The organism is Streptomyces sp. NPDC104226, from assembly GCF_055584085.1.
Window position 1 is genome coordinate 220,679 of record NZ_JBVJMS010000009.1, and the last position, 18,022, is coordinate 238,700.

The 18,022-nt window shown below is 71.5% G+C and carries 4 protein-coding genes; 3 read left to right on the forward strand and 1 reads right to left on the reverse strand.

The genetic code is table 11. The annotated features are described in order from the left end of the window. Positions 1–44: 44 nt before the first annotated feature. On the reverse strand, positions 45–851 hold the full coding sequence (locus tag ACZ60J_RS27540) for an alpha/beta fold hydrolase (RefSeq protein WP_469685864.1): 807 nt from the start codon (positions 849–851) through the stop codon (positions 45–47). Positions 852–1,259: 408 nt separating this feature from the next. On the opposite strand from ACZ60J_RS27540, the gene ACZ60J_RS27545 reads away from it, so the two are divergent. From ACZ60J_RS27545 to ACZ60J_RS27555, 3 genes are all read left to right on the forward strand, one after another. Further along, on the forward strand, positions 1,260–2,297 hold the full coding sequence (locus ACZ60J_RS27545) for a branched-chain amino acid aminotransferase (RefSeq protein WP_469685866.1): 1,038 nt from the start codon (positions 1,260–1,262) through the stop codon (positions 2,295–2,297). Between the two features lie 84 nt (positions 2,298–2,381). Further along, on the forward strand, positions 2,382–13,445 hold the full coding sequence (locus ACZ60J_RS27550) for an amino acid adenylation domain-containing protein (RefSeq protein ID WP_469685868.1): 11,064 nt from the start codon (positions 2,382–2,384) through the stop codon (positions 13,443–13,445). Further along, positions 13,442–18,022, forward strand: a complete 4,581-nt coding sequence (locus ACZ60J_RS27555) for an amino acid adenylation domain-containing protein (protein ID WP_469685869.1) — start codon at positions 13,442–13,444, stop codon at positions 18,020–18,022. The genes ACZ60J_RS27550 and ACZ60J_RS27555 overlap by 4 nt, the downstream gene beginning before the upstream one ends.

Sequence of the window (18,022 nt, forward strand, 5' to 3'; positions counted from 1 at the left end):
TCGTTCCCCTAAGCGCGCGGTGCCGAAGGTGGCAGAACCGAAAGTCATCGTCGTCGATGGGCGGAAAAGAACTTCACCATCCGGGAATTGACCTCCCCGGGTTGCTCCAGATAGCCCAGATGTCCGCTGTCCGCCACCTCCGTGTACTGGCTTCCGGGGATGGCGTCGGCTACCTCCCGCCCGAGGTGGGGCGGGCAGATGACGTCATCGCGGAAGGACATCACGAGCGTGGGGGTCCGGATGCCCGCGTATGCGGAACGGCGGTCCGGGATCCTGTCCAGGGCCAACTGGGCCCGCGCGTCCGGGTGGTACTGCGGTGACATCTCGAAGAGGTCCAGCCAGTCCTTGACCAGAACGTCGTTGTCCTGCGTGCGGGGCGAGAGGTTCTGCAGGACCCGGCTGACCGCATCCTGTTTCGACGGGCGGGTGTGCGCTTCGCACGCGGCGAGATCCGCCTCCGACATCGCCGCTCGCAGCACATCGGTGCGACCGCGCGTGGCGATCAGGACGGCCTGCTCAACCCATTCCGAGTGGGTGGTGAGGAGTTCCTGTGTGATGAACGCCCCGAGCGATACGCCGACCATCCGGCAAGGTGCCAGATCCAGCTTTTCGATGAGCGCCACAGTGTCCCCGACCATATCGTCGAGAGTGAATCGATCGGGTGTCGAAGAAGGAGATATTCCGCGATTGTCGAAGGTGATGGTCCGATATCCGGCCGCATGCAGGGCCGGAACCTGGTGGAGATTCCATACGTGACCGCGGGCGCCCGTGCCCATCACCAACAGGACAGGGTCCCCGGATCCGGATTCCGTGTAGCTGAGATCAATTCCGTTGGCGGATATTACAGCCATTCGATCCTCGTGTGCTCCGGTGGGCGTACTTGCCGAGTCCCGGCCCGGTGCCGGCGGCCGGTGATGCACCTCAACCGACCCGCTGTTGCGGGAGCCGGACCTGCCGACGGGGATATAGAGAAGCCTGTCCGGCGGCTCCTGTCAATTTCATTCGTCGACCACTTCCGCTGCGAGAGAGTGGTCGATTTGCCCCTTATCCGACGTATCTTGCGACCGAAAAAACGTGAATGTTCGTATTGTCGGGAAGATTAGTGACAGAGTGTTCGGCCATGCTGGCCTGATTGTGTGCAGCGGGTTAGATTCTGGACGATCTTGCCCGGTGGGTGCTTTCCCGATGATGCGGTACCCCACCCGTCGGCCTGTTCTCGGCCAATAGGTCAATCATTCGTCCAGTAAGGGGTTGGGGCATTGCCGTCTCCTGTCGGCTATCCGTTCGGTTCGGCGTTCACGGATCACATGGTCATGGCGAACTGGCGCGAGGGGAGTGGTTGGGAATCCCTGAAGCTGTTGCCTCATGCCTCGATACCCATGAGTCCGGCGATGGTCGGCCTGCACTACGGCCAGGTCATCTTCGAAGGGCTCAAGGCATTCCGCCGATCCGACGGCGGACTGGCCGTGTTCCGTCCCGAGGATCACGCTCGTCGATTCCGTGCGTCGGCGCGCCGCATGATGATGCCGGAGATCCCCGATGAGATGTTCCTCGACGCGCTCGACGAGCTGGTGCGTCAGGACCGGGATTTCGTTCCCGCTGAATCTTCGGCCAGTCTCTATCTGCGTCCGCTCATGTTCGCCAGCGAGCCGGACCTGGCCGTACGTCCGGCCCGCGCGTACCAGTTCCTCCTCATCGCCTTCGTCACCGACGGGCTCTTCGGCTCCGAGCCCCGGCCCTTGAAGGTGTGGGTGAACGAGGACCACCCCCGCGCCGCCGCCGGGGGAACCGGAAACGTCAAGTGCGCCGGCAACTACGCGGGGGCCCTTCGTGCCCAGTCCCTGGCTCAGGAAAACGGATGCGATCAAGTGGTGTGGCTGGACCCCGCCGAGCTTCGGTGGGTCGAGGAACTCGGTGCCACGAACCTCTTCTTCGTCCGAAAGTCAGGGGAGTCCCACGAGCTCGTCACCCCGCCGCTGTCGGGAAGTCTGCTGCCCGGGGTGACCCGGGATTCCCTGACCGTCCTGGCCCGGGACATGGGAATGAGCGTCCTGGAAGACCGTGTGTCGGTCGGCGAGTGGCAGGACGACTGCCGGAGCGGGCGGATCACCGAAGTCTTCGCCTCCGGCACCGCCGCAGGCGTCAGGGCCGTCGGACAGGTCCGCTCGGCCGGCGCCTCCTGGCAGATCGGAGACGGGTCCGTCGGTCCGGTCGCCACCGCACTGTCCGAGGCGCTCCAGGGAATTCAGTACGGCCGTCGGCCGGATTCCCACCGATGGCTGCACCTCGTCGACTGACCTCCTGCTGAAGCCCTCGCAGTTCTACGACTCCACTTCTCCGTCCCTTAGTTGACCTCACGTACGACCGGAAGGCGATCTACCGTGTCTGCCCCCGTGGACGGCCACTGGCCGTTGTCCGCTGCCCAGTCCGGCATGTGGTTCGCCCAGCAGCTGGATCCCGACAACCCCATCTTCACGTGGGGCGAGTACCTCGAGATCCGGGGCGAATTCGACACCGAACTCTTCGAGAAGGCGCTTCGGGCCGTCATCGGGGAGGCGGAGACGATGCGGGCGCGCGTGGTCACCGGCTCCGGTGCGGTGGGGCAGGCGGTTCGGCCCGACACGGTCCTGACGCTCCGGCACATAGACGTCAGCGAGGAGGCCGACCCGGCGCTCGCCGCGGAGCAGTGGATGCGCGCGGACCTTTCCTGCCCCATGGACCTCGAGAGTGAAGCCGCTTTCACGCAGGTCCTGTTCAGGGCGGCTCCGGACCGGGTCCTGTGGTACCAGCGCATCCACCACGTGATGATCGACGGCTTCGGTCTCTCCCTGATCGTGCGCCGGGTCGCCGAGGTGTACACCGCGCTGGTTGCCGGAACTCCCTACGAAGACGGGGAGTTCGGCCCGCTCCGGCTGCTGCTCGACGAGGACCGGGACTACCGTGGCTCCGGGGAGCACGAGGCGGACCGGGAGTTCTGGCTGGACCGCGTCGGCGACCTGCCCGAGGTGCCGGTGCTGGCCGAGGGGCCGGCGGTCACGGCGTCCACGTTCATCAGGCGAAGTGCGCATCTCGACGCGGCAGCCGTGGAGGCCCTGGGTGACGCGGCACGCGGGATCGGTGCGAGCTGGCCCAGGCTGGTGATCGCGGCAACGGCGGCCTATATGCACCGGGTGACCGGGGCGACCGACGTCGTCCTGGGGCTCCCGGTGACGGGGCGGGTGAGCGATTCCGCGCGAGCCATTCCCGGCATGGCCTCGAACATCATGCCGTTCCGTCTGACGGTACGGCCGCAGGACACGGTCGCCGAGCTGGTCGCCGCGGTGTCCGCGGAAGTCCGTCAGGTGATGGCCCATCAGCGCTACCGCTACGAGGACCTCCGGCGCGACCTCAAGCAGGTCGGTGACGGCCGTCGGCTGTTCGGCACGATCATCAACGTGATGCGGTTCGGCTACGACCTCCGCTTCGGCGACTGCACGTCGGTCGCGCACAACCTCTCCACCGGGCCCGTTCCCGACCTCTCCGTGGTCGTGCACGACCGCATGGACGGCCGGGGCATACGGATCGACTTCGATGCAAACCCGGAGATGTACACGGCCGACGAGGTCGAGACCCACCGTCGCCGCTTCCTCGCCGTACTGCACGCCATGGCGGCCGACCCGAGCGGCCGCGTCGGTCGCATCGGCCTGCTCGACGAACGGGAACGCGAGCAGGTCCTGGTCGCTGACAACACGACGAGCCGGGATACGGCGGGCCACGCCCGGACCATCGTCGAACGGTTCGCCGAGTTCGTGGCCGCACGTCCGGACGCGCCGGCGCTGCGCTCCCGGGAGGAGCGGCTCAGCTACCGGGAGCTGGACACGCGCGCCAACCGTCTGGCACGGCAGCTCCTGACGATGGGAGTACGAGCCGAGACACCCGTAGCGGTGCTCATGGAGCGCTCGGCCGACCTCGTCGTCGCCACGCTCGCCGTGCTCAAGGCCGGCGGGACGTACGTACCCATCCATCCGAGCTACCCGGCCGCCCGGCGGGAAGTGATCATGGAGGAGACCGCAGCCCCGGTCCTGCTCACCGACCGGGCCCTGCGCGAGGACCGTTTCACGCACGGGGCGAGCGTCCTCGTAGTGGACGAGGACCACCTCTGGGCCGGCACGGACGCGACCGACCCCGGAGTCGTGGTCCACCCCGACCAGCTGGCCTGCGTGATGTACACCTCAGGCTCCACCGGCCGTCCCAAGGGCGCGGCGATAACCCACCTCGACATCGCGCAGCTCTCCCACGACAGCTGGTGGGAGACGGGTGCCACCGCGCGCGTCCTGCTGCACTCACCGCACGCGTGGGACGCTTACACCCTCGAAGCCTGGGTGCCCCTGCTCACGGGCGGAGAGGTCGTCCTGGCGCCTGCCGGAGACCTGGACCTGCCCACCCTGCGCGCGCTCATCGTCGACGAGCGCATCACCGCGCTCTGGCTCACGGCCGGTCTGTTCCACCTGCTGGTCGAGCAGAGCCCGGAATGCTTCCGCGGCGTCCGGGAGGTGTGGACCGGCGGCGACGTGGTCTCGCCGGCGGCGGTACGGGCCGCCCTGGGCGAGAACCCGGAACTGACGGTCGTCAACGGCTACGGCCCCACCGAGACCACGGTCTTCGCCACCCGCAACCCGATCTCGGCGGGCGAGGTACTGGGCGCGGCCGTCCCCATCGGCCGGCCGTTGGACAACATGCGGCTCTACGTCCTCGACGGCGCGATGCTGCCCGTCCCTCCGGGAACCACCGGTGAGCTCTACGTGGCCGGGGCCGGACTGGCACGCGGCTACGCCGGGCGGGCCGGGCTGACCGCCGAGCGGTTCGTCGCCGACCCCTTCGGCGCGGCGGGCTCCCGGATGTACCGCACCGGCGACCTCGTCCGCCGCTGCGACGACGGGGAGCTGGAGTTCGTCGGCCGCTCCGACGACCAGGTCAAGCTGCGCGGCTTCCGCATCGAGCTGGCCGAGATCGAGGAGGCCCTGACCCGACACCCCGGGGTGACCCGGGCCGCCGTCCTCGTGCGGCGCTACCGGGCGGGGGACGACCGGCTGATCGCGTACGTGGTACCGGCGTCGGGTCCCGAGGCGCCCGACGAGGACCGGTTGCGTGAGCACGCCGCCGGCATCCTGCCCGCGTACATGGTCCCGGCCGCCTTCGTACTGCTCGACGGCCTGCCGCTCACGAGCCACGGCAAACTGGACCGTGCCGCGCTGCCGAACCCGGAGTTCGGGCCGACGAGGGTCTCGCGCGGGCCGTCGAATTCCCGCGAAGAGGCGCTGTGTGTGCTCTTCGCGGAGGAACTGGGCCTGCCGTCCGTGGGGGTGGACGACCACTTCTTCGAGATGGGCGGCCATTCGCTCCTGGCGATCCGGCTGATCAACCGGATCCGTACGCAGCTGGGCCTCGAGTTCACACTGCGCTCCTTCTTCGACCAGCCCACCGTCGGCCAGCTCGCGGCGCTGCCTCAGGAGGCCGCCCCCGCCGACCGGCCGGCGCTCGTGGCCCGGCCCCGGCCCGACCTCGTCCCGCTGTCGTACGCACAGCACCGCCTGTGGTTCCTCAACGAGGTGCAGGAGGCGGCGCCCGCCTACAACGTGCCCCTCGTCTTCCGGATCTCCGGCGCGTTCGACCCCGCTGTCCTGCATGCGGCCCTCGGTGATCTCGTGGACCGCCACGAGGTCCTGCGCACCGTGTACCCGGTCCTGGCGGGTGAGCCGTACCAGCGGATCCTGGCTCCCGGCGAGGCCCAGGTGGACGTGCGTCTAGTGGAGACGGACGAGACGGACGAGACCGGCGAGACACGCGCGTCCGGGGCGGCGACGACCGCCGTACTCGCAGAAGCGGCCCGCGCCGCCTTCGAGCTGACCGGCGATCTCCCGTTGCGCGCGACCGTGGCGCGCCGGGGTCCCTCGGAGCACGTCCTGATGCTCCTCTTCCACCACATCGCCGCCGACGGCTGGTCGCTCGGCCCCATCGTGCGCGACCTGTCCGAGGCCTACACCGCGCGCGCCGCCGGCCGCGCGCCGCAGTGGACGGCACTGCCCGTGCAGTATGCCGACTACACCCTCTGGCAGCGGGCCGTCCTCGGCGACATCGACGACCAGGCAAGCCTGGCGGCACGACAGACCGACTTCTGGCGCAAGGAGCTCGAAGGCCTCCCGCACGAACTGGTGCTGCCGAGCGACCGCGGGCGCCCCTCACAGCCGACCCACGGGGTGGAAACCGTCCCCCTGCGGCTGCCGGGAGAACTCCACCAGGAACTCGTGGCCCTCGCCGCCCGGACCGACACCAGTGTCTTCATGGTGCTCCAGGCCGCGCTGGCCGCCCTCCTCACCAGGCTGGGGGCGGGTACGGACATACCGATCGGCACCCCGGTCGCCGGCCGGGGCGACGAGAACCTCCAGGACCTGGTCGGATTCTTCGTCAACACCCTCGTGCTGCGAACCGACACCTCCGGACACCCGACCTTCGAGGACCTGCTCGTCCGCGTCCGCGAAGGCACGCTCGCGGCCTATTCCCACCAGGACGTTCCGTTCGAGCACCTGGTGGAGACCCTCAAGCCGCCGCGCTCCCTGGGCCGCCACCCGCTCTTCCAGGTCATGCTGGCGCTCCAGGGGAACGAGGACGACACGCTCCGCCTCCCCGGCGCGACGAGCCGTTTCGAGCCCATCGAGGCGCAGGCCGCGAAGTTCGACCTCCTCCTCAACCTCACCGAGCGGTACGAGGGCAACGGCACGCCGAGCGGGCTTGTCGGCGGCCTGGAGTACAGCACCGACCTGTTCGAGCGCGGGACGGCCCAGTCCGTCGCCGAGCGGTTCACGCGCCTCCTGCAGGCGGCCGTGGCCGATCCCGCGCGCCGGGTCGCGACCATCGACGTACTGACCGACACCGAGCACCTCCTCCTGGCGACGGCGACGGCGACGGCGACCGAGACGGGGGCGGCGGCGCCCGGCCGCACCCTGACCGAGCTCTTCGAGGCGCAGGTCCGGCGGGCCCCGGATGCCGTCGCGGTCTCGTTCGGCGAGGTCTCCGTGACCTACCGCGAGCTCGACGAGCGGGCCAACCGGCTGGCCCGGCTCCTTGCGGCCCGGGGCGCCCGCCCCGAGCGGGTCGTCGCACTGCTGATGCCGCGCTCGCCCGAGATGATCGTGGCGATCCTGGCGGTGCTGAAGTCCGGAGCCGCTTACCTGCCGATGGACCCCGACTATCCGGCGCAGCGCCTTGCCCTCATGGTCGACGACGCCGTTCCGCTGTGCGCGGTGACGACCTCCGCCGTCGCGCACGCCCTGCCTGACGGAATCGCGGCGATCGTGCTGGACGACGCCGCGGTGGTGGACGAGCTCGCGGGCCAGGCGCCGTGCGACCTCGGGCCCGCGCACCCGTCCGATCCGGCCCGACCGGACAACGCCGCGTACATCATCTACACCTCGGGCTCCACGGGCACGCCCAAGGGGGTCGTGGTCCCGCACCACAACGTCGTCCGCCTGTTCGAGACCACCGAGAGCTCGTTCCGTTTCGACGCGCAGGACGTCTGGCCCCTGTGCCACTCCTACGCGTTCGACTTCTCCGTCTGGGAGATCTGGGGACCGCTCCTGCACGGCGGACGCCTCGTCGTCATCCCACGCGAGATCGTCCGTTCGCCCGCGGACCTCCTCGCCCTGCTGGTCGAGGAGGGGGTCACGATCCTCAACCAGACCCCTTCGGCGTTCTACGAGCTGATGCGCAGCGACCGCGAGAACCCCGGGCTGGGCAGCCGACTCACCCTGCGCCGCGTCGTCTTCGGCGGCGAACAGCTGGACCTGGGGCAGCTCGCGGACTGGTACGGACGCCATGCCGACGACGCCCCGGTCCTGGTCAACATGTACGGCATCACCGAGACCACCGTGCACGTCAGCCACCTCGCCCTCGGGCAGGAGGCCCCCGCCGCCCAGCGCAGCCTGATCGGCGAGGGCCTGCCCGACCTTCGGGTACGACTGCTCGACGAGGCCCTGCAGCCGCTTCCCGCCGGCGTCATCGGAGAGATGTACGTCAGTGGCCCGGGAGTGTCCCGCGGCTACCTCAACAAGCCGGACGTGACCTCCGAACGCTTCGTCGCCGACCCGTTCGGTCCGCCCGGCTCCCGGATGTACCGCACCGGCGACCTGGCCCGCCTGCTCCCCGGCGGCGGATTCGAATTCCTCGGCCGCGCCGATCACCAGGTCCAGGTCCGGGGCTTCCGGATCGAGCCCGGTGAGATCGAGACGGCGCTCACCGAGCACCCGGCCGTCCTGCGCGCGGCAGTCGTGCTGCGGGAGTTCGGCGAGGGCGACCGGCGCCTGGTCGCCTATGTGGTCGCCGACCGGGACGACGAAGCCCCCGGCGCCGGCGAGCTGCGCCGGCACCTGGCCGGCAGACTGCCCGAACACATGGTGCCCGCCGCCTTCGTGACCGTGGACGCCATGCCGATGACGGCCAACGGAAAACTGGACCAGTCGGCGCTGCCCCACCCCGCCCTCGGACAGAGCGCCGAAGCCGGGGACGAGGCCCCCCGCACCCACGAGGAGGAGGTGCTCCTCACCCTCTTCCGGGACGTCCTCGGCGTCAGCGGGACCGGCATTCACGACAGCTTCTTCGAACTGGGCGGCCATTCCCTGCTGGTCACCCGCCTGGTCGGCCGCGTCCGGTCGGCTCTGGGCGTGGAGCTGCCGATGCGGGCGCTCTTCGAGACGCCGACCGTGGCCGGACTGGCCACCCGCATCGCCGGCACACCGCAGGCCCTCCCGGCCCTGCGCCCGGCGGAGCGCCCGGCGGAGCTGCCGCTCTCGTACGCCCAGCGCCGGCTGTGGGTCGTACAGAACCTCGAAGGACCCAGTGCGACCTACAACATCTCCCTCGCGCTCCGGCTGTGCGGAGATCTGGACGTCCCGGCGCTGCGGGCGGCGGTCCAGGACGTGATCGGCCGCCACGAGTCCCTGCGCACGGTTTTCCCAGCACACGACGGGGTGCCGTACCAGAAGGTGCTGCCGGCGACGGACCTGCCGCCGGTCTTCCGGCTCGCCGACGTCGCGGAGGCCGACCTGCCGGCTGCCCTGACCGCGTCTGCGGGGCACGCCTTCGACCTCGCCACCGAACCGCCGCTGCGCGTCGACACGTTCCGCCTGGACGGCGACACCCACGTCCTGCACCTCGTGCTCCACCACATCGCGGGCGACGGCTGGTCCCTCGCACCGCTGGCCGACGACCTGGGCGCCGCCTACCGGGCCCGGACCGCGGGGCAGGAACCCGGCTGGACGCCGCCCGGGGCCCAGTACGCCGACTACACGCTGTGGCAGCGCACGGTCCTGGGCGACGCCGACGACGAGTCCAGCCTCGCGGCCCGGCAGCTCGGCTACTGGCGGGAGGCCCTGCAGGACCTGCCCGACCGGCTCGAACTGCCCACGGACCGGCCCCGGCCGGCGGTGGCGAGCCACCGCGGAGCGATGGTCGCCTTCGACCTGCCGGAGACCTTGCACCGGTCGCTCCACGAGCTGGCACGGGACAGCGGGACCAGCTTCTTCATGGTGCTCCAGGCCGGCCTGGCCGCCCTGCTCACCCGGCTGGGAGCAGGTGTCGACCTGCCGATCGGAACCCCGGTCGCCGGCCGCGGTGACGAGGCGCTCGACGACGCGGTGGGCTTCTTCGTCAACACGCTCGTGCTGCGCACCGACACCTCGGGCGACCCGACCTTCAGCGAACTCCTGGACCGGGTCCGCGCGACGGACCTGGCGGCCTTCTCCCACCAGGAACTGCCCTTCGAACACCTGGTGGACGCGCTCAAGCCGGACCGTTCGCTCTCGGTCCAGCCGCTCGTCCAGGTCATGCTCGCGCTGCAGAACGTGCCTGCGTACGACCTCGGCCTCCCCGGTATCGCGGTCACTCCGGAACCGGTGGAGCTGGAAGTCGCCAAGTTCGACCTGTCCTTCGGCATGGCCGAGCGCCAAGACGGAGCCGGTGCGCCCGCCGGCGCCAGTGGCTTCGTCGAGTTCAGCACGGACCTCTACGACCGTTCCAGCGTCGAGCGGCTCGCGGAACGCTGGATACGGGTCCTGGAGGCCATGGCGGCCGACCCCCTCGCCCGGCTGAGCCAGGCGCCCGTGCTCTCCCCAGCCGAGCAGGAGGAACTCCTGGGGTACGGGAACACCGGCACGCCGCCGGTCCCGCACGGCTGCGTGGGGGAGTTGTTCGAGCTCCAGGCCGCACGGACCCCCGGAGCCACGGCCGTCGTCTTCGAGGGCACCGAGCTCTCGTACGCCGAGGTCGAGGAGCGGGCCAACCGGATCGCCCACGCGCTGATCCGGCGCGGGGTGGGACCGGAGGCTCTCGTGGCCCTGGCCCTGCCCCGGAGCACCGATCTGGCCGTAGCCGTCCTCGGCGTGCTCAAGGCCGGTGCCGCCTACATGCTGATCGACCCGGAACACCCCGCGGACCGGATCGCATTCATGCTGTCCGACGCCGATCCGGCCGTGATCCTGACCACGCAGGAGGCCGCCGCTCTGCTCGCGCCGGCTCCCGCCCCACGGATGCTGGCACTGGACGCGCACGAGGTCTCGGCGGAGCTGGCCGAGGGCCCCGGTCACGCCCCGGCCCAGACCGACCGGGTGGCCCCACTGACGACGCGGAACACCGCCTACGCCATCTACACCTCGGGCTCCACCGGGCGTCCCAAGGCGGTCCTCGTACCGCACTCGGGGATCCCGAACCTCGTCCACGCCCTGAACGCCTCGGCGGACGTCGGTCCCGGCAGCAGGTTCCTCCAGTTCGCCTCGCTGAGTTTCGACGCCTCGGTCATGGAGCTGTTCATGCCGCTGCTGTCGGGCGGCGCGGTGGTCCTCGCACCGGCCGCCAGGCTGGCACCCGGACGACCGCTGGCGGAGCTGGCCCGAGAGGCCGGCATCACCCACGCGCTGCTGCCCCCGTCGGCGCTCGCGGTTCTGCCCGAGGACGCCTTCGGGCCGGGGACCACGATCTTCACCGGTGGCGAAGCCTGCCCGCCGGACGTCGTCCGTCGCTGGTCCCACCGGGTGCGCCTGCTCAACGCGTATGGGCCCACCGAGGCCACGGTCTGCGCCACGGTGAGCACCGCCCTGACCGAGGACGGCACCCCGCCGATCGGCCGGCCCCTGCCCAACGTGCGGGCGTACGTGCTCGACGAGCACCTGCGCCTGGTGCCCGTCGGGGTGACGGGGGAGCTCTACGTAGGCGGCGCAGGCCCCGCCCGCGGCTACCTGAACCGTCCCGGCCTGACGGCGGAGCGCTTCCTGCCCGATCCCTTCGGGGCGCCGGGAGCGCGCATGTACCGCACCGGCGACCTGGTCCGCTGGAGGCCGGACGGGCGGATGGACTACGTCGGCCGGGCTGACGGCCAGGTCAAGATCCGGGGCTTCCGCATCGAACTGGAGGAGGTGGCCGCCGCGCTGTCGGACCATCCCGACGTCGCGCGGGCGGTCGCCACGGTCCGTGAGGACCGGCCGGGCGACCGGCGCCTGGTGGCCTACGCGGAACTGGTGGACGGCGGTTCCGCGTCCGCTGCAGACCTCCGGAGCCACCTCGCGGGCCGCCTTCCGCACTACATGGTGCCCGCCGCGGTCGTCCTCCTCGACGCCTTCCCCCTGGCGTCCAGCGGCAAGATCGACCGAGGTGCCCTGCCCGCCCCCGACTACAGGGCGGAGGCAGCCGGGCAGGCGCCCCGGACACCGCTCGAAGAGAGCCTGTGCGAGCTGTTCGCAGAGGTGCTGGGAGTGCCCTCGGTCGGCGTGCACAACGGCTTCTTCGACCTCGGCGGCGACAGCATCATGTCCATCCAGCTCGTCGGGCGAGCCCGCAGGGCCGGTCTGGAGGTCACCCCGCGGGACGTGTTCCAGAACCCGACGGTCGCCGAACTGGCCTCCGTCGTACGGCCTCTGGAGTCCGCACCCGAGCGGGCCCCCGACGTCGGCACGGGGGAGGTCGGCCTGCTGCCCATCGTGCACTGGCTGCGCGAGCGGGGCGGCCCGGTCGACGGCTTCCATCAGTCGGTGGTGGTGAAGGTCCCCGCGGGCATCGACGAGGCACACCTCGGCCGTACCCTGCAGACCCTCATCGACCACCATGACGCCCTGCGCCTGCGGACGGACCGCTCGGGAGAGCGGTGGACGCTCGAAGTGCCGCCGCCGGGAACCGCGGACGCGCGGCGCTGCCTGACACGGGTCGACGTCGCGGGACTCTCCGACGAGGAGGTGCGAGCCACGCTGGCCGCCGAGAACGCGGCCGCCCAGCTCCGGCTGAGCCCCGAAGACGGCGTCATGGTCCAGGCCGTCTGGCTGGACGCCGGACCGGAGCGACCCGGACGGCTGCTGCTGATGGTCCACCACCTCGCGGTGGACGGGGTCTCCTGGCGCATCCTGCTGCCCGACCTGGCCACCGCCGGGCAGGACCGGGGGGCCGAACTGCCCCCGGTCACCACCACCCTGCGGACCTGGGCGCAGACCCTGCTCGACGAGGCCCGCGAGCCGCATCGGCTGGCGGAACTGCCCCTGTGGACCGAGGTGCTCGCCACTCCCGACCCCGAACTGGGTGAGCGCTCCCTGGACGCGCGGCGGGACACGCACGCCACGTCTCGCAGCCTCACCCGGGTGATGCCGGTGGCGAGCACCGAACCGCTGCTGACGACCCTGCCGTCGACCTTCCGGGGCACGGTCAACGACATCCTGCTTGCCGCCTTCACGCTCGCCGTCGCCGAATGGCGGCGCACCACCGGGCGCAGCGGGAACAGCGCGGTCCTGATCGACCTGGAGGATCACGGCCGGGAGCCCTTCACGGAGGGCCCGGACCTCTCCCGCACGGTCGGCTGGTTCACCAGCATGCACCCCGCGCGACTCGACCCCGGCGCCGTCGCCTGGAGCGAGGTACTCGCCGGCGGCCCCGCGGTGGGCGGCGCGGTCAAGCGGGTCAAGGAGCAACTGAGGGCCCTGCCCGACCGCGGCATCGGCTACGGACTGCTGCGTCACCTCAACCCCGGCACCGCCGGCCTGCCGGCCCTGGCAACGCGCCCGCAGATCGCCTTCAACTACCTGGGGCGCTTCAACGGGGCGGCGGACACCGACTGGGCGCCCGTGGCCGAGGACGGGGCGTTCGGCGGCGGTACGGACGCCGCCACCCCTGCGGCCCACGTCCTCGAACTCAACGCACTCACCCGGGACGACGGCCAAGGACCCCGCCTCATCTGCACCTGGTCGTGGCCCGACGGGCTGCTGACCGAGGCCGAGGTGCACGAACTCGCCGATCTCTGGGCCGCCGCACTCGACGGGCTCGTCGCCCACGGCACGGCCCCCGAAGCGGGCGGTCTGACCACATCGGACCTCTCCCTGGTCTCCCTCGACCAGACCAACATCGACCTGCTTGAAGCCGTATGGAGGAATAGGAAGTGAAGCGTTCCGGGCTGGCCGACATCCTGCCGCTGACGTCGTTGCAGGAAGGCATGTACTTCCACTCCTCGTACGACACGGATGCCCCCGACCTCTACAACACCCAGCTCGTCCTGGACCTCCAGGGCCCGCTGGACGCCCCCGCCCTGCGGGCCGGGGTGGAAGCCCTGCTGCGCCGGCACCCCAACCTGCGCGCGATGTTCTGGCACGAGGGCCTGGACCGCACCATGCAGGTCATCCCGCACGAGGTGGAGCTCCCCTGGCGGGAGACCGACCTCGGCGGGCGGTCCGAGAGTGAGCAGGACCGCGCATTCGAGGACCTGCTCACGCGGGACCGGGCGCAGCGGTTCGACCTCGGTGACGCCCCGCTGCTGCGCTGCACCCTGGTGCGGCTGGGGGCCGAGCGCCACCGCCTGGTCCTGACCAACCACCACATCCTGCTCGACGGCTGGTCCCTGCCGGTGCTGCTCGGCGAGCTGTTCCGGCTCTACGAGGGCGGCACCCTGCCGCGGGCGGTCCCGTACAAGAACTACCTGGCCTGGCTGGCGGGACGCGAACGCGAGCCCGCCCTCGCAGCCTGGCGCGTGGCGCTGGCCGGGCTCGAGGCGCCCACCCTGCTGGTCCCGGGCGGGCACGAGCGGGCCACCGCTATGCCCCACACGGTCGAACTGGAGCTGTCCGAAGAGCTCTCGTCGGAGCTGGAGGCCACCGCGCGCCGCCACGGCCTGACCCTGAACACCCTCATCCAGTCCGCTTGGGGCCTGCTCCTGGGCAGTCTCGCGGGCAGTCACGACGTGGTCTTCGGTACGACCGTCTCGGGAAGGCCGCCCGAGATCGACGGCGTCGAGTCGATGGTCGGCCTCTTCATCAACACCGTCCCGGTGCGCTTCTCCTACCGGCGCACCGACTCCCTGCTGGACGCCTGCCGCGCCCTCCAGGGCCGCCAGGCCCTGCTGATGGAGCACCAGCACATCGGGCTGGCCGACATCCAGCGACAGGCCGGCGCCGGGGACCTGTTCGACACGCTCCTGGTCTTCGAGAACTACCCCTTCGAACCGGACGCGCTGCCCGCCGCCGGCGGACTGCGGGTGACCCGGGCCAAGAGCTACGACGCCACTCACTACCCGCTCACCGTGGCGGCCATGCCCGGCCCGCGTCTGCGCTTCCGTCTGGACCACCGGCCCGATCTGCTCGACCGGGAGACCGTAACGGCGATCGGGGCCCGGCTGGAGCGACTGCTCGTCACCATGACGGAGAACCCGCTGACGCCGGTAGAAGAGGCCGCAGCGCTCACGCCGCTCCCGTCCCCGGCCACGGCGGCGGAACAGCCCGGCAGCGGCGCTTCCACGGCCCTGCCCGAGCGCGGTCTGACAGCACTGTTCGAGGCGCAGGCCCGGCGGACGCCCACCGCCGTCGCCCTGGTGTCCGGCGAGGTCCAGCTCATGTACACGGAGCTGAACGTCCTCGCCAACCGGCTGGCACGGCGCCTGGTCGCCCAGGGCGTCGGTCCGGAGAGCTGCGTCCTGCTGCTGGCGGACCGCTCGCCCGACCTCGTCGTGGCGATCCTGGCGATCCTCAAGGCCGGCGGCGCGTACGTTCCGCTGCACGCGGACTCGCCGAGCAGCCGGTGGCAGAGCGTGGCCGCCGAGACCGGAGCCCTGGTCGTCCTGGTGGACCGGGCCGGCCGGGGGCGGGAGTGCGGCCCCGGGATCAACGAGATCGTCATCGGCGACGCGGCGCACGAGGGGCCGTACGCGGATCTCGGACTGCCGTGCACCCCCGACCGGCTGGCGTACGTCATGTACACCTCCGGCTCCACCGGTGAGCCCAAGGGAGTGGCCGCCACGCACAGCGATGTGGTGAGCCTGGCCTACGACCGCGCCTGGGACGTCACCGGACCCGCCAGGACCCTGGTCTACGCACCGCACGCCTTCGATGCCTCCACGGCCGAGCTGTGGGTGCCGCTGCTCTTCGGCGGCCGGCTCGTGCTGGCCCCGGCGGGCGACCTCGACATCGACGCCCTGGCCCGCGTCGTCACCGACGAGCGCGTGGAACGCCTGTGGCTGACCGCCGGCCTCTTCGACCTGGCCGCCGAGCAGCGACCGCAGCTCTTCGCCGGTGTGCGGGAGGTCTGGACCGGCGGTGACGTCGTTCCCGCAGAGGCCGTCCGCCGGGTCCTCGAGCACTGCCCGGGCACCGCCGTGGTCAACGGCTACGGGCCGACCGAGACGACCACGTTCGCCACCCACCACCGGATGGTGGCCGGCGCCGCGCCCGCGGCGTCGGTCCCGATCGGCCGTCCGCTCGACAACCACCAGGTCCACGTCCTGGACGAGCGGCTGCGCCCCGTACCGCACGGAAGCGTCGGTGAACTGCACGTCGCGGGAGCGGGCCTGGCCCGGGGCTACCTGGGGCGGTCCGCGGCCACCTCCGAGCGGTTCGTCGCCAACCCCTTCGGGGTACCGGGCTCGCGGATGTACCGTACGGGCGACCTCGTTCGCTGGGGCTCGGCAGGGGCGCTGGAGTTCGTCGGCCGCGCAGACGATCAGGTCAAGATCCGCGGCTTCCGCATCGAGCCGGGCGAGGTCGGAGCCGTCCTCGGCCGCCACTCGGCCGTCGCCCGCGCCGCCGTCGTCGTCCGCGAGGACCGGCCCGGCGACAAGCGGCTCACCGCCTACGTCGTACCCGTCGAGGGAACGGCCGTCGACGCCGGGGAACTGCGCCGGCACGCGGCCGACGCCCTTCCCCCGTACATGGTCCCGGTGGCGTTCGTCCTCCTCGGCGAACTGCCGCTGACCCGCAACGGCAAGGTGGACCGGGCTGCCCTGCCACGGCCCGAGATCGAGCACGCCCCGGTCGGCCGACTGCACCGCACGCCCCGCGAGGAGGCGCTGTGCGCCCTCTTCACGGACGTGCTCGGCGTGCCGGAAGTCGGGGTCGGCGACAGCTTCTTCGACCTTGGCGGGGACAGCATCATGTCCATCCAGCTCGTCGGGCGGGCCCGCAAGGCCGGACTCGTCCTCAGCCCGCGGCAGGTGTTCGAGCTCAAGACCGTCGAGGCCCTGGCCGCCGCCGCCCGCAGCGTGGACGCGGCCCCGGACGCCGTCGCCGACGAGCCCGTCGGTGAACTGCGGCCCACGCCGGTCATGGAATGGCTGCGCGGGCTCGGCGGGCCGATCGACGGCTTCCACCAGTCGATGACCGTCCAGGTGCCCGCCGGGCTCGACGGAGAGCTGCTGCGCGACGCCCTGCAGGTCCTCCTCGACCGTCACGACGCGCTCCGCACGATCCTGCACCGCACCCCCGAGCGCTGGACGCTGGAGATCCCGCCGAAGGGTGCCGTCCGGGCCGCCGACTGCCTGCACCGTGTCGAGCTGGCCGCCGAAGGTGATGCCTGGCCCGGCCGCCACGCGGAGGCCGCCCGAGCCCGGCTCGCTCCTGAGGAAGGCAAGATCCTGCAGGCCGTCTGGTTCGACGCCGGCGCCGAGCGCCCGGGGCGCCTGCTGCTGGTCATCCACCACATCGCCGTGGACGGCGTGTCCTGGAGGATCCTGCTACCCGACCTGGCGGCGGCCGCGCAGGCCCTGGCGGCCGGCCGGCAGCCCGAGCCCGCCGACGGTGCCACGTCCGTCCGCCGCTGGTCGCAGCTGCTCCACGCACAGGCGCAGGCACCGATCCGGGAGGCGGAACTGCCCGTCTGGCGGCGTGTGCTGGCCGACCCCGAACCGCTGCTGACGGACCGGCCGGTCGACCCGGCCCGGGACCTCGCGCGCACCGTGCGCTACGTCCACCGCGAGCTGCCGGCCGACCTCACCGAGAGCCTTCTGACCAAGGTCCCCGCGGCCGTCAACGGCGGCGTCGACGACGTCCTGCTCACGGCCCTCGCGCTCGCGACCGCCGACTGGCGCCGCCGCCGGGGCGCCGGCGACGGCACCGCCGTGCTCGTCGACGTCGAGGGGCACGGGCGGGAGGAACTGGGCGAAGGCGTCGACCTCTCCCGGACCGTCGGCTGGTTCACCAGCATGCATCCGGTGCGCGTGGACCCCAAGGTGGCGAACTGGCGCACCAGTCCTTCCCTCGTCGAAGGCCTCAAGCGGGTCAAGGAGCAGCGCCGGGCCCTGCCAGACCACGGCATCGGCTACGGACTGCTGCGCTATCTCAACCCGCGGTCGGCGCAGGAGCTCAAGACGCCGGCCGCGCCGCAGATCGGCTTCAACTACCTGGGGCGCTTCTCGGCCCCGACCGCCGGCGACTGGGCCCCCGCTCCGGCCGAGGACCTGCTCGGCAGTGGCTCGGACGAGGACATGCCGGTGGCCCACGCGCTGGAAGTCGCCATGCTCACCCGCGACGAGGCGGACGGCCCCCGTCTCGACATCAGCCTCATGTGGCCCGCGGCCCTCCTCGAGGAGAGTGCCGTGGACGACCTGGCCGACACCCTTGTCGCCACGCTCCGGGCCCTGCCCGGGCGCGTCGACACCTACCGGGCGGGTGGCCACACCCCGTCCGACCTGCCTCTGGTCTCGCTGAGCCAGGCAGACATCGACGACCTCGACGATCTCGACTCCGAGTGGGAGCTTTAA